The sequence below is a fragment of the Xanthomonas sp. LMG 12462 genome, from assembly GCF_009192885.1.
Taxonomy (GTDB): domain Bacteria; phylum Pseudomonadota; class Gammaproteobacteria; order Xanthomonadales; family Xanthomonadaceae; genus Xanthomonas_A; species Xanthomonas_A sontii.
Map to the genome: position 1 here is coordinate 73,285 of NZ_NMPP01000041.1, position 15,579 is coordinate 88,863.

At 69.1% G+C, this 15,579-nt stretch carries 14 protein-coding genes; 2 read left to right on the forward strand and 12 right to left on the reverse strand.

Annotated elements, in window-relative coordinates:
* Nucleotides 1-114: 114 nt before the first annotated feature.
* The 12 genes from alaS to rlmE form a co-directional block, all read right to left on the reverse strand.
* Nucleotides 115-2,766, reverse strand: coding sequence for an alanine--tRNA ligase (gene alaS / locus CEK69_RS11010; protein WP_152245554.1), 2,652 nt, complete (start codon nt 2,764-2,766; stop codon nt 115-117).
* A 106-nt stretch (nt 2,767-2,872) separates the two neighbouring features.
* Entirely contained in the window at nt 2,873-3,367 is a 495-nt protein-coding gene (recX, locus tag CEK69_RS11015) for a recombination regulator RecX (protein WP_017914259.1), read from the reverse strand.
* A 116-nt stretch (nt 3,368-3,483) separates the two neighbouring features.
* Nucleotides 3,484-4,521 carry a recombinase RecA gene (gene recA / locus CEK69_RS11020; RefSeq protein ID WP_017910627.1) on the reverse strand — a complete coding sequence of 346 codons (1,038 nt, stop codon included), beginning with the start codon at nt 4,519-4,521 and terminating at the stop codon, nt 3,484-3,486.
* Between the two features lie 196 nt (nt 4,522-4,717).
* Nucleotides 4,718-5,353, reverse strand: coding sequence for a transcriptional repressor LexA (lexA, locus tag CEK69_RS11025; protein WP_017910626.1), 636 nt, complete (start codon nt 5,351-5,353; stop codon nt 4,718-4,720).
* 332 nt (nt 5,354-5,685) lie between these two features.
* A complete protein-coding gene (gene ubiB, locus CEK69_RS11030; protein WP_152245556.1) occupies nt 5,686-7,362 on the reverse strand; it encodes a 2-polyprenylphenol 6-hydroxylase in 1,677 nt (558 codons plus the stop codon).
* Nucleotides 7,363-7,396: 34 nt separating this feature from the next.
* Nucleotides 7,397-7,891, reverse strand: a complete 495-nt coding sequence (locus CEK69_RS11035; protein WP_017914255.1) for a CinA family protein — start codon at nt 7,889-7,891, stop codon at nt 7,397-7,399.
* Between the two features lie 166 nt (nt 7,892-8,057).
* A complete protein-coding gene (gene hflX, locus CEK69_RS11040; RefSeq protein ID WP_026143930.1) occupies nt 8,058-9,383 on the reverse strand; it encodes a ribosome rescue GTPase HflX in 1,326 nt (441 codons plus the stop codon).
* A 26-nt stretch (nt 9,384-9,409) separates the two neighbouring features.
* Nucleotides 9,410-9,685, reverse strand: a complete 276-nt coding sequence (gene hfq / locus CEK69_RS11045; protein WP_010341316.1) for an RNA chaperone Hfq — start codon at nt 9,683-9,685, stop codon at nt 9,410-9,412.
* A gap of 117 nt (nt 9,686-9,802) precedes the next feature.
* Complete coding sequence (gene miaA / locus CEK69_RS11050) at nt 9,803-10,753, reverse strand: tRNA (adenosine(37)-N6)-dimethylallyltransferase MiaA (RefSeq protein ID WP_152245558.1); 951 nt, start codon at nt 10,751-10,753, stop codon at nt 9,803-9,805.
* A complete protein-coding gene (gene folP / locus CEK69_RS11055) occupies nt 10,753-11,658 on the reverse strand; it encodes a dihydropteroate synthase (protein ID WP_148828193.1) in 906 nt (301 codons plus the stop codon). Before folP ends, miaA begins: the two co-directional genes overlap by 1 nt.
* A 271-nt stretch (nt 11,659-11,929) precedes the next feature.
* On the reverse strand, nt 11,930-13,867 hold the full coding sequence (ftsH, locus tag CEK69_RS11060) for an ATP-dependent zinc metalloprotease FtsH (protein ID WP_193313967.1): 1,938 nt from the start codon (nt 13,865-13,867) through the stop codon (nt 11,930-11,932).
* Between the two features lie 71 nt (nt 13,868-13,938).
* Entirely contained in the window at nt 13,939-14,571 is a 633-nt protein-coding gene (rlmE, locus tag CEK69_RS11065) for a 23S rRNA (uridine(2552)-2'-O)-methyltransferase RlmE (protein WP_017910618.1), read from the reverse strand.
* 66 nt (nt 14,572-14,637) lie between these two features.
* Between rlmE and yhbY the strand changes: the two genes are divergently transcribed.
* Nucleotides 14,638-14,943, forward strand: a complete 306-nt coding sequence (gene yhbY, locus CEK69_RS11070) for a ribosome assembly RNA-binding protein YhbY (protein ID WP_010341321.1) — start codon at nt 14,638-14,640, stop codon at nt 14,941-14,943.
* A gap of 18 nt (nt 14,944-14,961) precedes the next feature.
* Nucleotides 14,962-15,336, forward strand: coding sequence for an Mth938-like domain-containing protein (locus CEK69_RS11075; protein WP_017910617.1), 375 nt, complete (start codon nt 14,962-14,964; stop codon nt 15,334-15,336).
* Nucleotides 15,337-15,579: the final 243 nt, after the last annotated feature.

The following is a 15,579-nucleotide window of genomic DNA, read 5'->3' on the forward strand; positions in this document are numbered from 1 at the left end:
GGTGGGTCTCACCGGCACGGCGCCCGCGCTGCGGCACGCCCCATAATGAAAGTGAAAAGAGGAGTGATGTTACGGGAAGCCGCGCCCTGCCAGCAAGGCGCGGCGTTCGGATGTTCAGGGGAGATGTTGCTTGACCCAGGCGGGGACGCCGGCGAGTGCAGGGGCAAGGGCGGGCCCGTCCTCGCCACCACCCTGGGCGAGGTCCGGGCGGCCGCCGCCCTTGCCCGAGATCTGACCGGCGATATGGCTCAACAGTTCCCCGGCCTTGACCCGTCCCATTGGGCTGCCGTTCACGCCGGCGACCAGGGCGACCTTGCCCTCGCTGGCGCCGGCCAGGACGATCACGCTATCGCCCAGCTGCTGCTTCAGACGGTCCATCGCCTCGCGCAGGGCCTTGGCATCGAAGCCTTCCAGTCGCACGGCGAGGACCTTCACACCGGCCACGTCGATCGCCGAGCCGGCCAGGTCGGCCGTGGCGCCGGACGCCAGCTTGGCCTTCAGCGCCTCCAGCTCCCGCTCCAGGCGCTTGTAGCGGTCGCCGAGCTGACGGATCTTGTCGACCACGTCATGGCTGTTGCCGCCGACCAGGTCGGCCGCCTCGCGCAGCCGGGCCTCCTCGGCCGCCACATAGTCCAGCGCGCCCTGCCCGGTCACCGCCTCGATGCGGCGCACGCCGGCAGAGACGCCGCCTTCGCTGGTGATCTTGAACAGGCCGATGTCGCCGGTCCGGCCGACGTGCGTGCCGCCGCACAGTTCGGTGGAGTAGTCGCCCATCTTCAGCACGCGCACGCGCTCGCCATACTTTTCGCCGAACAGCGCCATCGCGCCGAAGTCCAGCGCTTCCTGCATGCCCATCTGGTGCACTTCGGCCGCGTTGTTGGCGCGGACCTGCTGGTTGACCTTGCGCTCGATCAGCGCCAGTTCCTCGGCCCCGATCGGCTGGAAGTGCGAGAAGTCGAAGCGCAGCCGATCCGGCGCCACCAGCGAGCCCTTCTGCTGGACGTGGGTGCCCAGTACCTCGCGCAGGGCCGCATGCAGCAGGTGCGTCGCCGAGTGATTGAGGATGGTGGCGCCGCGGCGCTCGGCATCGACCTCACCGGCGAGCACGTCGCCGAGCTTCAGGCTGCCTTCTTCCAGGGTGCCGACGTGGCCATGGAACTGGCCGGCGAACTTCTGCGTGTCGGTGACCGTCACCCGGATGCCGGCGGCAGTGAGTGTGCCGAGATCGCCCACCTGGCCGCCGGATTCGGCATAGAACGGGGTCTTGTCGGTCAGTACGATCACCGCGTCGCCGGCCTGGGCCGACTGGACCGGACGACCGTCCTTGAGCAGGGCGACCACGCGCAGGCCGTCGGCCTGCAGGCTGTCGTACCCCAGGAACACGGTCGGGGCCAGCGTCGCCACCAGGTCCGCCGGCAGCTGCACGCCGCCGCCGAACTTGCCGGCTTCGCGCGCGCGCCGGCGCTGCTCGTCCATCGCCGTCTCGAAGCCCTGCTCGTCCACGCGTAGATCGCGCTCGCGGGCGATGTCCTGGGTCAGGTCCAGCGGGAAGCCGTAGGTGTCGTACAGGCGGAAGGCATCCTCGCCGGCGATCATCCCGCCCTGCGCCTTGGCGGCGACGTCCTCGAAGATCTTCATGCCGGCATCGAGGGTTTCGGCGAAGCGCTCTTCCTCGGCCTGCAGGGCGCGCAGCACGGTGTCCTGGGCGGCGGCCAGCTCCGGATAGGCCTCGCCCATCAGCTCCACCAGGGTCGGCACCAGCCTGCTGAAGAACGGCTGGCGCACGCCGAGCATCCAGCCATGGCGCAGGGCGCGGCGAATGATCCGGCGCAGCACGTAGCCGCGGCCTTCGTTGGACGGCAGCACGCCGTCGACGATCAGGAACGCGCAGGCACGGATGTGGTCGGCGATCACGCGCAGCGACTTGTTCTCCAGGTCGGCGGTACCGGTCAGCTCGGAGGCCTTGCGGATCAGCGTCTGGAACAGGTCGATCTCGTAGTTGGTGTGCACGTGCTGCAGGATCGCGGCCAAGCGCTCCAGGCCCATGCCGGTGTCCACGCAGGGGGCCGGCAGCGGCACCAGGGTGCCGTCGGGCTGACGATCGAACTGCATGAACACCAGGTTCCAGATCTCGATGAAACGGTCACCATCCTCGTCGGGCGACCCAGGCGGACCACCGGCGATGTGCGCGCCGTGGTCGTAGAAGATCTCGGTGCACGGGCCGCAGGGGCCGGTATCGGCCATCTGCCAGAAGTTGTCCGACGCGTAGGGCGCGCCCTTGTTGTCGCCGATGCGCACGATGCGCTCGGCGGGCACGCCGATCATGTCGCGCCACAAGGCGTAGGCCTCGTCGTCGGTGTGGTAGACGGTGACCAGCAGGCGCTCGGCCGGCAGCTTCCAGACCTGGGTCAGCAGCTCCCAGGCCCAGGCGATGGCATCCTTCTTGAAGTAGTCGCCGAACGACCAGTTGCCGAGCATCTCGAAGAAGGTGTGATGGCGGGCGGTGTAGCCGACCGAATCCAGGTCGTTGTGCTTGCCGCCGGCGCGCAGGCAGCGCTGCACGTCCGCCGCGCGCACGTAGCTGCGCTTCTCGGCGCCCAGGAACACGTCCTTGAACTGCACCATGCCGGAATTGGTGAACAGCAGCGTCGGATCGTTGCCGGGCACCAGCGGTGCGGACGGCACGATGGTATGGCCCTTGCCCTTGAAGAAGTCGAGGAAGTCGCTGCGGATCTGGGAGGTGGAGAATTTGGCGGGTGCGTTCATGGGCTGGCTATAGACGAGCGGACGGGCGTCCTGGCGCTCCCTCGTAGATGAGGGCGCCACGGAAACCGGACAAGACAACTCGCCAAGGGTAGCAGGCCCGGCCCGCTCAGTCCTCCGCAGCGTCGCGCACCGCGGCGCGGATGCTGTCCCCATCGAAACCGCGCCGCGCCAGCAGATCGGCGGCCTTGCGCTGCTGCGGCAGGTCCATCGCCCCGGCAGTACCGAAGCGGCGCCGGACCAGATCGCGCGCGTTTTCGGTCCAGTCGCCCTCGAAGGCACCCATCGCGGTGGCGATGGCCTCACTGTCCAGGCCGTGGGTCCCAAGCTCGGCACGGATATGCAGCGGGCCATATCCTGCTCCGGCGCGGCTGCGCACCAGCAGTTCGGCAAAGCGCCCGTCGTCCTGCCAGCCCTCGCCGCTCAGGCGTTCCACTGCCTCCGCGGCGGCGTCGGCTTCCACGCCACGCGCACGCAGCTTGCGGGTCAGCTCCTTGCGCGAATGCTCGCGCCGCACCAGCAGACCCAGCGCCTTCTGCAGCGGCGTCTGTTCCGGTTGCCGGCGACGCCGACGTGGTGCTTCTTGTGCCTGTTCGTCGCTCATGGGCGATACCACCCCATTCAAAATGCGCCGTCCCTGGCGCGCGCCCTCCTGGCTTGCTCAAGACTGCCGAGGGAGACGAGCGGCACTGACTCCACCGCTCCCCCGGCAGAAAACCATTACGCGTCGTCGTCTTCCGCCTCGGCCTCGCTCGGGGCGATTTCCGTGGGCTGGAACTTCTCGCGCAGCTCGCTTTCCAGCTTGGCCGCGACCTGCGGGTTGTCGCGCAGGTAACCGCGGGCGTTGTCCTTGCCCTGGCCGATGCGCTCGCTGCCGTAGCTGTACCAGGCACCGGCCTTCTCGACCAACTTGGCTTCCACGCCCATGTCGATCAGTTCGCCCTCGCGGCTGATGCCCTCGCCGTAGAGGATTTCGGTGACGACCTGCTTGAACGGCGGCGCCAGCTTGTTCTTGACGACCTTGATCTTGGTCTGGTTGCCGATGATCTCGTCGCCCTTCTTGATCGCGCCGATGCGGCGGATGTCCAGGCGCACCGAGGCGTAGAACTTCAGCGCGTTGCCACCGGTGGTGGTTTCCGGGCTCTGGCCAGGCATCATCACGCCGATCTTCATGCGCAACTGGTTGATGAACACCACCAGGGTGTTGGAGCGCTTGATGTTGCCGGTGAGCTTGCGCAGCGCCTGGCTCATCAGGCGCGCCTGCAGGCCCGGCAACTGGTCGCCCATCTCGCCTTCGATTTCGGCCTTGGGAGTCAGCGCGGCGACCGAGTCGACCACCACGATGTCCACCGAGCCCGAGCGCACCAGCATGTCGGCGATTTCCAGCGCCTGCTCGCCGGTGTCCGGCTGCGACAGCAGCAGCTCGTCGACGTTGACGCCCAGCTTGGCGGCGTAGATCGGGTCCAGCGCGTGCTCGGCGTCGATGAACGCGGCGGTGCCGCCGTTCTTCTGGCACTGCGCGATGGCCTGCAGGGTCAGGGTGGTCTTGCCCGAGGATTCCGGACCGTAGATCTCGACTACGCGGCCCTTCGGCAGGCCGCCGATGCCCAGCGCGATGTCCAGCATCAGCGAGCCGGTCGGGATCACTTCCACCGCTTCGATGACGCGATCGCCCATCCGCATCACTGAGCCCTTGCCGAACTGCTTCTCGATCTGGCTCAGGGCGGCGGCGAGCGCGCGCTTCTTGTTCTCGTCCATTGTGGTGTCCTTGGAAGGTGAGGAGGATTTGCGGAGTGAGGTCAATGTAAGGGCCTGGTATCGCACGGACTGAGACAGTGCGTGGCGAGATGAAAATAATTCGTCCGGACCGGGCGACGGCAGCGGCGAATGGCGATATCCGGGGTCGGAAAAGTCCGGCCGGCGCTGTAGTGCATGCCCTGCTCCACGCGCGGCATCAGCGGTTGGGGCGCAGCAGGCCGCAGTACAGGCCTTCGATGGCGAACTCCTGGTCCGGCAGCACCTCGATCGGTGCGTAGTCCGGGTTGCGCGGGAGCAGGCGGATGCGGTCCTTACCGATCTTGAGCAGCTTGACCGTGATCTCCTCGTCGATGCGCGCCACCACGATCTGCCCGGAGCGGGCATCGCGGGTGCGGTGCACGCCGATCAGGTCGCCGTCGAAGATGCCTTCGTCGCGCATGGAGTCGCCCTGCACCTTCAGCAGGTAGTCCGGTGCCGGCGAGAAGAACACCCTGTCCAGCACCACGAAGTCGTCGGAGCCGATGTCCGCGCCGATCGGCAGGCCGGCGGCGACACGTCCGAGTACTGGCAGGCGCAGCACGTCGGCGCTGTCCACCTGCGGCGCGGGGGCCGGAGCGGCCGCCCCACCCAGCAGGCGGATGCCGCGCGCCTGCCCGGGCACCCGGCGGATCGCGCCGGCCTGTTCGAGCGCTTCCAGGTGGTACTGGGCCGCGCGCACGCCTTTGAAGCCGAAGGCACGGGCAATCTCGGTCTGCGACGGCGGCACGCCGTCGTGTTCGATGCGCTCGGCGATCAGGTCGAGGATCGCCTGCTGGGTTTCGGTCAGGTCCATGGTTAGTAGTAATACTACTAAATTAGCTGACGAGCAACTGGCGCGTTGGTCTGGAGTGCCGGCGCGCTTCGCTGCCGCCAGTGATGGATGCTCCGCGCGACCGCCCGCAATGCCGTCGTCGGCAGGCGCGAGGCTTCTGAGCCTGGCGGCCTTTTTGGACCCCGCACAGCGTCAGTGCGATGTGTACCGGGGGATTCGAGTGCATCGCGTCGGGGCTGAAGCCCCTCCCACAAGGGATCGCGTGCGCGCCGACACGCCTGTGAAGCGGGGCGCTGCCTGCGGACCAGCCGCCTCAGCTTCCGGCGAACCGTGCTCGAGAGCATGCGCCGCGCTCAGCGCCCGCTGCGCCAGATCGAGAACAGGATCCACACCCCCGACAGCGCCGCGCCGACGAAGCCGCAGACGCCGATCGCCAGCAGCCAGCGGCTGGAAATGCCGCCGACGCTGTTCATCACGATCGACGAGCCGATGATCAGCGCGGCGGTGACGATGCCCATGGTCAGGCGGTTGGCGGCGCGGTTGACCTGGTCGCCGAAGCCCTTCAGCGAGCCGGTCTCCACGTTCAACTGCAGGCGCCCGCGCCGCGCCGCCTGCAGCAGCCGGCGCGTGTCGCGCGGCAGGTCGCCGAGCAGTTCCAGCGCGCCCAGCACGGTGCGGCGGCCGCGCCTGGCCATCGCCCGCGGCGCGAACCGCTGCAGCATCACCCGCTCCAGGTACGGGGCGGCGGCGCCGGCCATGTCGAAATCCGGATCGAGCTGGCGCCCGACCCCTTCCAGGGTCAGGAAGGTCTTGATCATCAGCGCCAGGTCGGCCGGCAGCGCCAGCGCGTGCTGGCGCAGCAGCGCGGTGACGTCGCCGAGCATCGCGCCGACTCGCAGGTCCTTCAGCGGCACGCCGCGGTACTGGTCGACGAAGGCGGCGATCTCCAGTTGCAGGCGCGCTTCGTCGACCTCGACTTCGCCGTCGGTCCACTCCAGCAGGATGTCGGCGACCGCCTCGGCGTCCTGGGTGACCAGCCCGTGCAGCAGTTGCACCACCTGGTAGCGGCGCTGTTCGGAGATGCGCCCGACCATGCCGAAGTCGATCACCGCGATGCGCTCGCCGGGCAGGTAGAAGATGTTGCCCGGATGCGGATCTGCGTGGAAACAGCCGTCCTCCAGCACCATCTTCAGCACGATGTCGGCGCCGGTGCGCGCCAGTTGGCGACGGTCCAGGCCGGCGGCGTCGACCGCTGCCAGGTCGCGGCCGCCGATGCCGTCGACGAAGTCCTGCACATTGAGCGTTTCGCAGGTCCACTGCCAGTGCACCCGCGGGATCACGATCTCGTCGTGCCCCTGGAAGTTGGCGGCGATGCGCTCGGCATTACGGCATTCGCCGGCGAAATCCAGCTCGCGGCGCAGCGACAGGGTGAACTGGTGCACCACCGCGGCCGGGTGATAGCGCTTCAGGTCCGGCGCACGCGCTTCGACGATCTCCGCCAGCCGCGCCAGCAATCGCAGGTCGGCCTCGATCACCTCGCGGATGCCGGGGCGGCGCACCTTGATCACCACGGCGGTGCCGTCGTGCAGCCGGGCGCGATGGGTCTGCGCCAGCGAGGCGGCGGCCAGCGGGGTTTCCTCGACCTCGGCGAAGATCGCCGTCGGCGCCTCGCCGAGCGCCTCGATCAGCTGCGGCAGGATCTGCGGGTAGTCCAGCGCCGGCGCGGCGTTCTGCAGTTCGCCCAGTTCGTCGATCCACTCAGGCGGCAGCAGGTCCACGCGCGTGGCCAGCACCTGGCCCAGCTTGACGAAGGTCGGGCCGAGGTCCTGCAGGGCGCGCCGCACCCGCTGCGGGGCCGACATGCGCAGCATCTCCTCGGCGTTGTGCCAGTGCAGCAGGCGCCCGGCGCGCTCCAGCACGTCGGCCATGCCGATGCGCCGGACCACGTCGCCGAACCCGTAGCGGATCAGCACCGAGGCGATTTCCTGCAGGCGTCCCAGGTCGCGGACGGTGCTCAACGCCTCCCACATCGCGCTCATCCTCGGGGCGGGCGCGCGGCCACGATCACAGCAACGCGTCCAGGCCGCGCAGGGCCGCCGCCACGGTCTGCCGGCGCACCGCGTCGCGGTCGCCCGGGAACTGGAACAATTGCGCGCTGGCATAGCCGCCGCGGCGCTTCCAGCCCAGCCAGACGCTGCCGACCGGCTTGTCCGCGGAGCCGCCGCCCGGCCCGGCGATGCCGGTCACCGCGACCGCGACGCTGGCGCCGGAATTGACCAGCGCGCCGGACACCATTTCGATCACCGTCTCGCGACTGACCGCGCCGTGGTGCTCCAGCGTCTGCGGGCGCACGCCCAGCAGCGCCTGCTTGGCCTCGTAACTGTAGGCGACGATGCCGCAGTCGAACCAGGCCGAGGACCCGGCGACGTCGGTCATCACCTTGGCGATCCAGCCGCCGCTGCAGCTTTCGGCGGTGACCAGGCGCTCGCGCGCGGTGCGCAAGCGATCGCTGAGGGCGGTGGCCTGTTGCAGCAGATCCGAATCGGTGGGAAGCGTCATGGCACAGCTCGGGAAACCAGTGCGCTTTGTAGCCCAATTCGCCGTGGCTGTCGCGCCTGCGCGTGCCGGCGGATGGCCGGCCGTCAGCCAACGCGGCGCATGGGCCGCGACCACGCCGGCCCGCCCATCGGCGTCGAGCGTGCCGACGCCAGCGTCGACGCGGCACTCAGCGCTGCTGCCACTCCTCCTGCTCGCGCGGCGGCAGCAGCGCGCGGATCGGCGCGCCGTCGGCCGCGGCGGCCAGGCGCTCGGCCTCGGTGATCGGGATGTCCACCTGCAGCAGCCAGCCGTCCTCGTCGGCCTGCTCGCTGCGGATCACCTGCAACTGGTGCAATTGCGAGCGCAGGCGTCCGGCGCTCGGCGGCAGGCGCAGGCTGCCCTGCACGTGGCGCAGGCCCAGGCGCTGGCCGAGCACGTGCTGCAGCAGGTCCAGGCCGCGCCCGTCGCGCGCGGAGATCCACACCCGCTCGCGCCGCGCGGTGTCCGGCACGCCGTCCTGCGCATCGTGACGCACCTCGGCGCCCTCGATGCGGTCGATCTTGTTGAACACCAGCAACTGCGGCAGTTCGCCGGCGCCGACCGCGTGCAGCACCTCGTCGACCTGGGCGATGCGCTCCTCGCGCAGCGGATCGGCGGCGTCGACCACGTGCAGCAGCAGATCTGCCTCGCGCGCCTCGGACAGGGTCGAGCGGAACGCCGCAACCAGCTCGTGCGGCAGGTTGCGCACGAAGCCGACGGTATCGGCCAGCATCGCGTTGCCGCCGGGCAGCGCGATGCGCCGCACGGTCGGGTCCAGGGTCGCGAACAACTGGTCGGCGGCGTAGGCTTCGGCGCCGGTCAGCGCGTTGAACAGGGTCGACTTGCCGGCGTTGGTGTAGCCCACCACCGCGATCCGCGGCAGCTCGCTGCGCACCCGCGCGCGGCGCATCTGGGTGTGCTGCACCTCGACCTTCTCCAGCCGCTTCTGCAACTGCTCCACCCGCTTCTGCAGCAGGCGGCGATCGGTTTCCAGCTGGGTTTCGCCGGGGCCGCGCAGGCCGATCGAACCGCCGCGCTGGCGCTCCAGGTGGGTCCAGCCGCGCACCAGCCGGGTGGCCATGTGCCGCAACTGGGCCAGTTCGACCTGCAGCTTGCCTTCGTGGCTGCGCGCGCGCTGGGCGAAGATGTCCAGGATCAATCCGGTGCGGTCGATCACGCGCCGCTCCAGGTATTTCTCCAGGTTGCGCTCCTGGCCGGGGCTGAGCGCGTGGTTGACCAGGACCAGGTCGGCACCGCTGGCGTCGGCGGCGGCCTTGACCTCTTCCAGCTTGCCGCTGCCGATCAGTGTCGCCGGACTCGGCTTGTCGATGCGCGCAGTCACGGTGGCGGCGATGCTGGCACCGGCCGAGCGCGCCAGGTCGGCGAACTCCTCCAGCACATCGTCTTCCAACGGACCGCCCGCGTAGGGCTGGATCAGCAGTGCATGTTCGCCGCGGCGGGACCGATCAAACACCCGCGGCTCCGCACTTCGTTACGGTACTACTCGACTTCATCATCACCCGCACTGCCACCTTCGTTCTGCTGCACATAGCCGCCGCCCGGTCCCACGCGCACGTTGCGCGCCGGCACCACGGTGGAAATGGCGTGTTTGTAGACCATCTGGCTGACGGTATTGCGCAGCAGGACCACGAACTGATCGAACGACTCGATCGTGCCCTGCAGCTTGATGCCGTTGACCAGATACACCGAGACAGGGACCCGTTCGCGACGCAACGCGTTGAGGAAAGGATCCTGCAAGGATTGCCCCTTGGACATGCTTCACTCCCAAATTATTGTTTTTATTGTCCGGGACGGCACTGCAGCTCCCCTGCCGTGGTCCGGAACGTCGATGTTACACAACCGCGGGCGCCAGCACAGCGCGGCGGCGCCCGATCAGCCGAGGAAGGCGTCCAGGGCCGCCTGCAGGCGCCCGGCGTCGCGCGCCGGGTCGAACCAGCGGGCATCCTGCTCGCCGCGCAGCCAGGTGAGCTGGCGCTTGGCCAACTGCCGGGTGGCGGCGATGGCGCGGACGCGGAAGTCCGCCGCATCGCCGACGCCGTCCAGGTACTCCCAGGCCTGGCGGTAGCCGACCGCGCGCACCGCCGGCAGCGCCAGCGGCTGCGCCACCGCCTGCATCCCGGGCAGCGCACGCAAGGCGCGCACTTCGTCGAGGAAGCCCTGCCCCAGCATCGCGTCGAAGCGGGCCTCGATGCGCCCGTGCAGCACGCTGCGCTCGGTCGGCGCCAGTACCAGCTTCAGCACCCGCAGCGGCAGCCGCGGCGGACCCGGATCCGCCTGCCAGGCACTGATCGGCCGGCCGCTGAGCCGGTACACCTCCAGCGCACGCTGGATGCGCTGCGCGTCGCCTGGACGGATGCGCTGCGCGGCCGACGGATCGATCCACTGCAGTTCCGCGTGCAATGCCGCCCAACCCTCGGCATGCGCCTGCGCGGTGAGCGCCGCGCGCAGTTGCGGGTCGGCCGCCGGCATCGGCGCCAACCCTTCCAGCAGCGCCTGGAAGTACAGGCCGGTGCCGCCGGCCAGGATCGGCAGGCGGCCGCGGGCCACGATCGCCTCCAGCGCGGCGCGCGCGTCGGCGGCGAATTCGGCCGCCGAATACGTCTGCCAGGGATCGCGCAGGTCCAGCAGATGGTGCGGCACCCGCCCGCGCTCGGCGGCATCGGGCTTGGCCGCGCCGATGTCCAGGCCACGGTAGACCAGCGCCGAATCGACGCTGACGATCTCGCCGCCGCAGCGTTCGGCCAGGGCGATCGCCGCGGCGGTCTTGCCCGAGGCGGTCGGGCCCATCAGTGCGATCGCGCGCGGGCGCCGGTCGGCCGCCATCAGTCCTCGTCCGGCCAGCGGATCGTCGCCGCGGCCGACGCTGTGGCGGCGCGCGGCAACGGCACGGCCTGCAGCGCCTGCCAGACCTTCAGCGCGTCGACGGTGGCAGCGACGTCGTGCACGCGCAGCAGCGCGGCACCGCGCTGTGCAGCCAGCAGATGCGCGGCGACCGAGCCGGCCACCCGCTGCTCCGGCACCTCGCGCCCGGTCAGCTCGCCGATGCTGCGCTTGCGCGACAAGCCGGCCAGCACCGGCACGCCCAGCTCGACCAGCCGCGCCAACTGGGCCAGCAACTGCAGGTTGTCGGCGGTGCTCTTGCCGAAGCCGAAGCCCGGGTCGACCAGGATGCGTCGCTTGTCGATGCCGGCCATCTCCGCAGCGAAGATGCGCTCGGCCAGGAACCGGTGCACCTCGCCGACCACGTCGTCGTAGCCGGGCGCGCTGCCGGCGGCATAGGCGTCGGCGGGCATGTGCATCAGCACCACCGGCACCCCCAGTTCCGCGGCAGCGTCCAGCGCGCCGGGCTGGCGCAGGGCCTGCACGTCGTTGATCATGCCGGCGCCCGCCACGACCGCGGCGCGCATCACCTCCGGCTTGAAGGTGTCCACGCTCAGCGGCAGCGCGGTCTGCGCAGCCAGCCGCTCGATCACCGGAATCACCCGCCGCAGTTCTTCTTCCACCGGCACCGGCATCGCGCCCGGACGGGTCGACTCGCCGCCGATGTCCAGCACGTCGGCGCCCTCCTCGGCCAGACGCAGGCCGTGCGCCACCGCCGCGTCCACGCTGGCGTGCGCGCCCCCGTCGGAGAACGAATCCGGGGTGACATTGACGATGCCCATCACCCGCGGGCGATCGAGCAGCAGCCGGTGGGCGCCGCACTGCAGGCTGGGCGAGGTGTCGAACATCGGTGAGTCTCCTGGTAGTGGCCGTGGCCGGCGGCGGAATGGCGCTGCGCAGCGCCATGCGGCATCCGCGACACACGCATGGCGGCAGCGGCGTGCGCGACGTTTCCGCCGCAAACCGCATCGACGCGGCAGCCAGCGCAGTGCCATTGTCGCCCACGCGCACGCAGGCGGCGAGTCGACATCGGACGATGCGACCGGCCCCGCACCGCCGCCAACAAAAAAGCCAGGGATCGCTCCCTGGCTTTTCGACGCTTGAAGGGCGCTCCTGCGCTTACACCTGCTCGGCAGGCCCGGCGATCGGCGGCAGCGGACGCGAATTGCCCTTGTCGTTGTTGCCGCCGTCCTTGCCGGACTTGTTCCAGCCCATCGGCGGCGGCGGATCGCGACCTTCCATGATCGCCTCGATCTGCGGCGCGTCGATGGTCTCGTACTGCAGCAGCAGCTGCGACATGGTGTGCAGCTTGTCCAGATTCTCGGTGAGGATCTGCGTGGTCTTCGCATACGCCTTGTCGAGGATCGACCGCACCACTTCGTCGATGCGCCGCGCGGTGTCGTCGGAGACGCTCTTGTGCTGGGTCACCGAACGGCCCAGGAACACTTCATCGTCCTCCTCGCCGTAGGCGATTGGCCCCAGCTCGTCGGACAGGCCCCACTTGGTGACCATGTTGCGCGCCATCTTGGTCGCGCGCTCGATGTCGTTGGACGCGCCGGTGGTGACCTTGTCGGTACCGAAGATCAGTTCCTCGGCCACGCGGCCGCCGTACAGCGAGCACAACTGCGACTCGATCGCCACACGGTTCATCGAGTACTTGTCGCCTTCCGGCAGATACATGGTCACGCCCAGCGCGCGGCCGCGCGGGATGATCGTGACCTTGTAGACCGGGTCGTGCTCGGGCACCAGGCGGCCGACGATGGCGTGGCCGGCTTCGTGGTAGGCGGTGAGCGTCTTCTCGTCCTCGCTCATGGCCATCGAACGACGCTCGGCGCCCATCAGGATCTTGTCGCGGGCACGGTCGAAATGATCCATGCGCACTTCCTTGACCGACTCGCGCGCGGCGAACAGGGCCGCCTCGTTGCACAGATTGGCCAGGTCGGCGCCGGAGAAGCCCGGCGTGCCGCGTGCGATCACCATCGGCTCGATGTCGTCGGCCAGCGGCAGCTTGCGCATGTGCACCTTGAGGATCTGCTCGCGGCCGCGCACGTCCGGCAGGCCCACCACCACCTGGCGGTCGAAGCGGCCCGGGCGCAGCAGCGCCGGATCCAGCACGTCCGGACGGTTGGTCGCGGCGATCACGATCACGCCCTCGCCGCCCTCGAAGCCGTCCATCTCCACCAGCAGCTGGTTGAGGGTCTGCTCGCGCTCGTCGTGACCGCCGCCCAGGCCGGCGCCGCGATGGCGGCCGACCGCATCGATTTCGTCGATGAAGATGATGCACGGCGCATGCTTCTTGGCCTGCTCGAACATGTCGCGCACGCGGCTGGCGCCGACGCCGACGAACATTTCCACGAAGTCCGAACCGGAGATGCTGAAGAACGGCACCTTGGCCTCGCCGGCGATGGCCTTGGCCAGCAGGGTCTTGCCCGTGCCCGGCGGGCCGACCATCAGCACGCCGCGCGGGATCTTGCCGCCGAGCTTGGTGAACTTGGTCGGATCGCGCAGGAAGTCGACCAGTTCGCCAACCTCTTCCTTGGCCTCGTCGCAGCCGGCGACGTCGGCGAAGGTGATCTTGATCTGGTCCTCGCCCTGCAGCTTGGCGCGCGACTTGCCGAAGGACATCGCGCCCTTGGCGCCACCGCCGCCACCCTGCATCTGGCGCATGATGAACAGCCAGAAGCCGATGATCAGGATGACCGGCAGGAAGTTCAGCACCAGCGACCAGAAGCCCGGACCGTTGTCCGGCTTCTGCCGGGTGATGTCCACGTTCTTGCTGTACAGCACATCGATCAGCTTGTTGTCGCTCGGGCCGTAGACCATGCCCTCGCTGCTGTCGGCGCGCTTGAAGCGAATCGCATTGACCGAGAGATTGGTGGCGTCGGTGAAATCGACCGACTTCACCCGCCCGGCATCCACGTCCTTGAGGAACTGGGAGTAGGTCACGTTATCGACGCTGGCGCCGCCGGCCAGACGCGGCGAGAAGCTGTTGAACACCACCATCAGCACGACGGCGACGACTACCCACAACAGCAGATTCTTGGTCAAGTCGTTCATCCTCATTGGCTCCGGTGTCCCTTCAACTCTGTCTCGATGCGTGGCATTGCGGATTCAGCCTTGCGTTCAGCTTACTTGATCTGGGCGCGCTTGCCCTGTCCGAGGGCGTAGACCTCCGGCGAGCGCTTGCGCGACGCGGCCGGCTTGCGGATGGTCACCTTCTCATAGCGGCGGCGCATGTCGCGGATGTAGTCGTCGAACCCCACGCCCTGGAACAGCTTGATCAGGAACGCGCCGTTCGGCTTCAGGTGGCTGTCGGCGAACGCCATCGCCAATTCCGCCAGATGCATCATCCGCGGCTGGTCGACCGCATCCATTCCGCTCTTATTGGGGGCCATATCCGACAGCACAAGGTCCACCGGGGTATCGCCCAGCATGGCCTCGAATTGCGATAGCACCGCGTCCTCCCTGAAGTCACCGTGAAGAAACTCCACGCCGGCCAGCGGCGGCATCTCCAGGATGTCCAGGGCCAGCACCCGACCGCGGTCGCCCATCGACTTGCGCACCTGCTGCGACCAGCCGCCCGGCGCGGCGCCGAGATCGACCACCACCATGTCCGGCTTGAGCAGCCTGTCGCGCTGCAGCAGTTCCTCCAGCTTGTAGGCGGCGCGCGAGCGCATGCCTTCGGCCTGGGCCTTCTTCACGAAGGGGTCGGCGAAATGTTCGCGGAGCCAGCGTTGGCTGCTTTTGCTGCGGGTGGCCATGGACGCACGGTCGGGAGGGGCGGCCATGATACCCTGATCGCCCTTGCCAACCCTGCTCCCACCTGCATGTCGATCAGCCTGACCTCGGCCCAGAACCGCTTCCTGCGCGGCCTGGCCCACGACCTCAAACCCCTGCTGCAGATCGGCAGCAAGGGCGTCACCCCGGCCTTCCTGGCCGAACTGGACGAGGTGCTGGAGCGCCACGAACTGGTCAAGGTGAAGGTCGGCGGCGACGACCGCGAGGCCCGCGACGCCGCCATCGGCAGCCTGGTGGAGCAGTCGCACAGCGTGCTGGTGCAGCGCATCGGCCATACCGCGATCCTGTATCGCCCGGCCAAGGAAGACCGGCAGATCGTGCTGCCGCGCGCCTGAGCGCGCTCCGGTGACCTCATGCAACTGACCCAGGACCTGCCCGACTACGCCTATGCCCTGCGCATGGCCGACGGCCGCCAGGCCAAGGTGAACGACCGGCTGTTGACCCGCAGTTTTGTCCTCGCGCCGGACACCCTGGTCGAGGACTGGCAGGCCCCGCCGGCCGGCGACCTGCAGCCGCAACATCTGCAGCCGCTGCTGGAGCTCAACCCGGCCCTGGTGATCCTCGGCACCGGCGAACGCCAGGTGTTTCCCGCCGCGGCGGTGATGGCGCTGTTCCTGACCCGCGGCATCGGCATCGAGGTGATGAACAATGCCGCTGCGGCGCGCACCTACAACGTGCTGGCCGCCGAAGGCCGGCGCGTGGCGGTGGGGTTTCTGCTCGAAGGCTGAGCCAGGCGTCGCGGGCCGGGCACTGCGACCTCCTGATCGTTGACCTGAGTGGCCTCAACCACGGCCTGGCCGCGCCGCGGACAACATGCGATCGAGGCAGAGAGGACGCCTGTCGTTCCTTTCGTCTCTTGCAGATCGCTGCGCGGCGTCTGCCGCGCGATGCGAGCACAGCGCGTCGGGGCTGAAGCCCCTCCCACAAAAGAATGCGTACACGGTGACACCGCGGGTGAGCCGGCGGCGCTT

Bases quoted from the DNA above. Each gene is read 5' to 3' on its own strand.
- hfq (WP_010341316.1), bottom strand. From the start codon at position 9,685: ATGTCCAAGGGGCAATCCTTGCAGGATCCTTTCCTCAACGCGTTGCGT.
- CEK69_RS11035 (WP_017914255.1), bottom strand. From the start codon at position 7,891: ATGACGCTTCCCACCGATTCGGATCTGCTGCAACAGGCCACCGCCCTC.
- yhbY (WP_010341321.1), top strand. From the start codon at position 14,638: ATGTCGATCAGCCTGACCTCGGCCCAGAACCGCTTCCTGCGCGGCCTG.
- folP (WP_148828193.1), bottom strand. From the start codon at position 11,658: ATGTTCGACACCTCGCCCAGCCTGCAGTGCGGCGCCCACCGGCTGCTG.
- ubiB (WP_152245556.1), bottom strand. From the start codon at position 7,362: ATGTGGGAGGCGTTGAGCACCGTCCGCGACCTGGGACGCCTGCAGGAA.
- ftsH (WP_193313967.1), bottom strand. From the start codon at position 13,867: ATGAACGACTTGACCAAGAATCTGCTGTTGTGGGTAGTCGTCGCCGTC.
- rlmE (WP_017910618.1), bottom strand. From the start codon at position 14,571: ATGGCCACCCGCAGCAAAAGCAGCCAACGCTGGCTCCGCGAACATTTC.
- recA (WP_017910627.1), bottom strand. From the start codon at position 4,521: ATGGACGAGAACAAGAAGCGCGCGCTCGCCGCCGCCCTGAGCCAGATC.
- recX (WP_017914259.1), bottom strand. From the start codon at position 3,367: ATGAGCGACGAACAGGCACAAGAAGCACCACGTCGGCGTCGCCGGCAA.
- miaA (WP_152245558.1), bottom strand. From the start codon at position 10,753: ATGGCGGCCGACCGGCGCCCGCGCGCGATCGCACTGATGGGCCCGACC.
- CEK69_RS11075 (WP_017910617.1), top strand. From the start codon at position 14,962: ATGCAACTGACCCAGGACCTGCCCGACTACGCCTATGCCCTGCGCATG.
- lexA (WP_017910626.1), bottom strand. From the start codon at position 5,353: ATGGACCTGACCGAAACCCAGCAGGCGATCCTCGACCTGATCGCCGAG.
- alaS (WP_152245554.1), bottom strand. From the start codon at position 2,766: ATGAACGCACCCGCCAAATTCTCCACCTCCCAGATCCGCAGCGACTTC.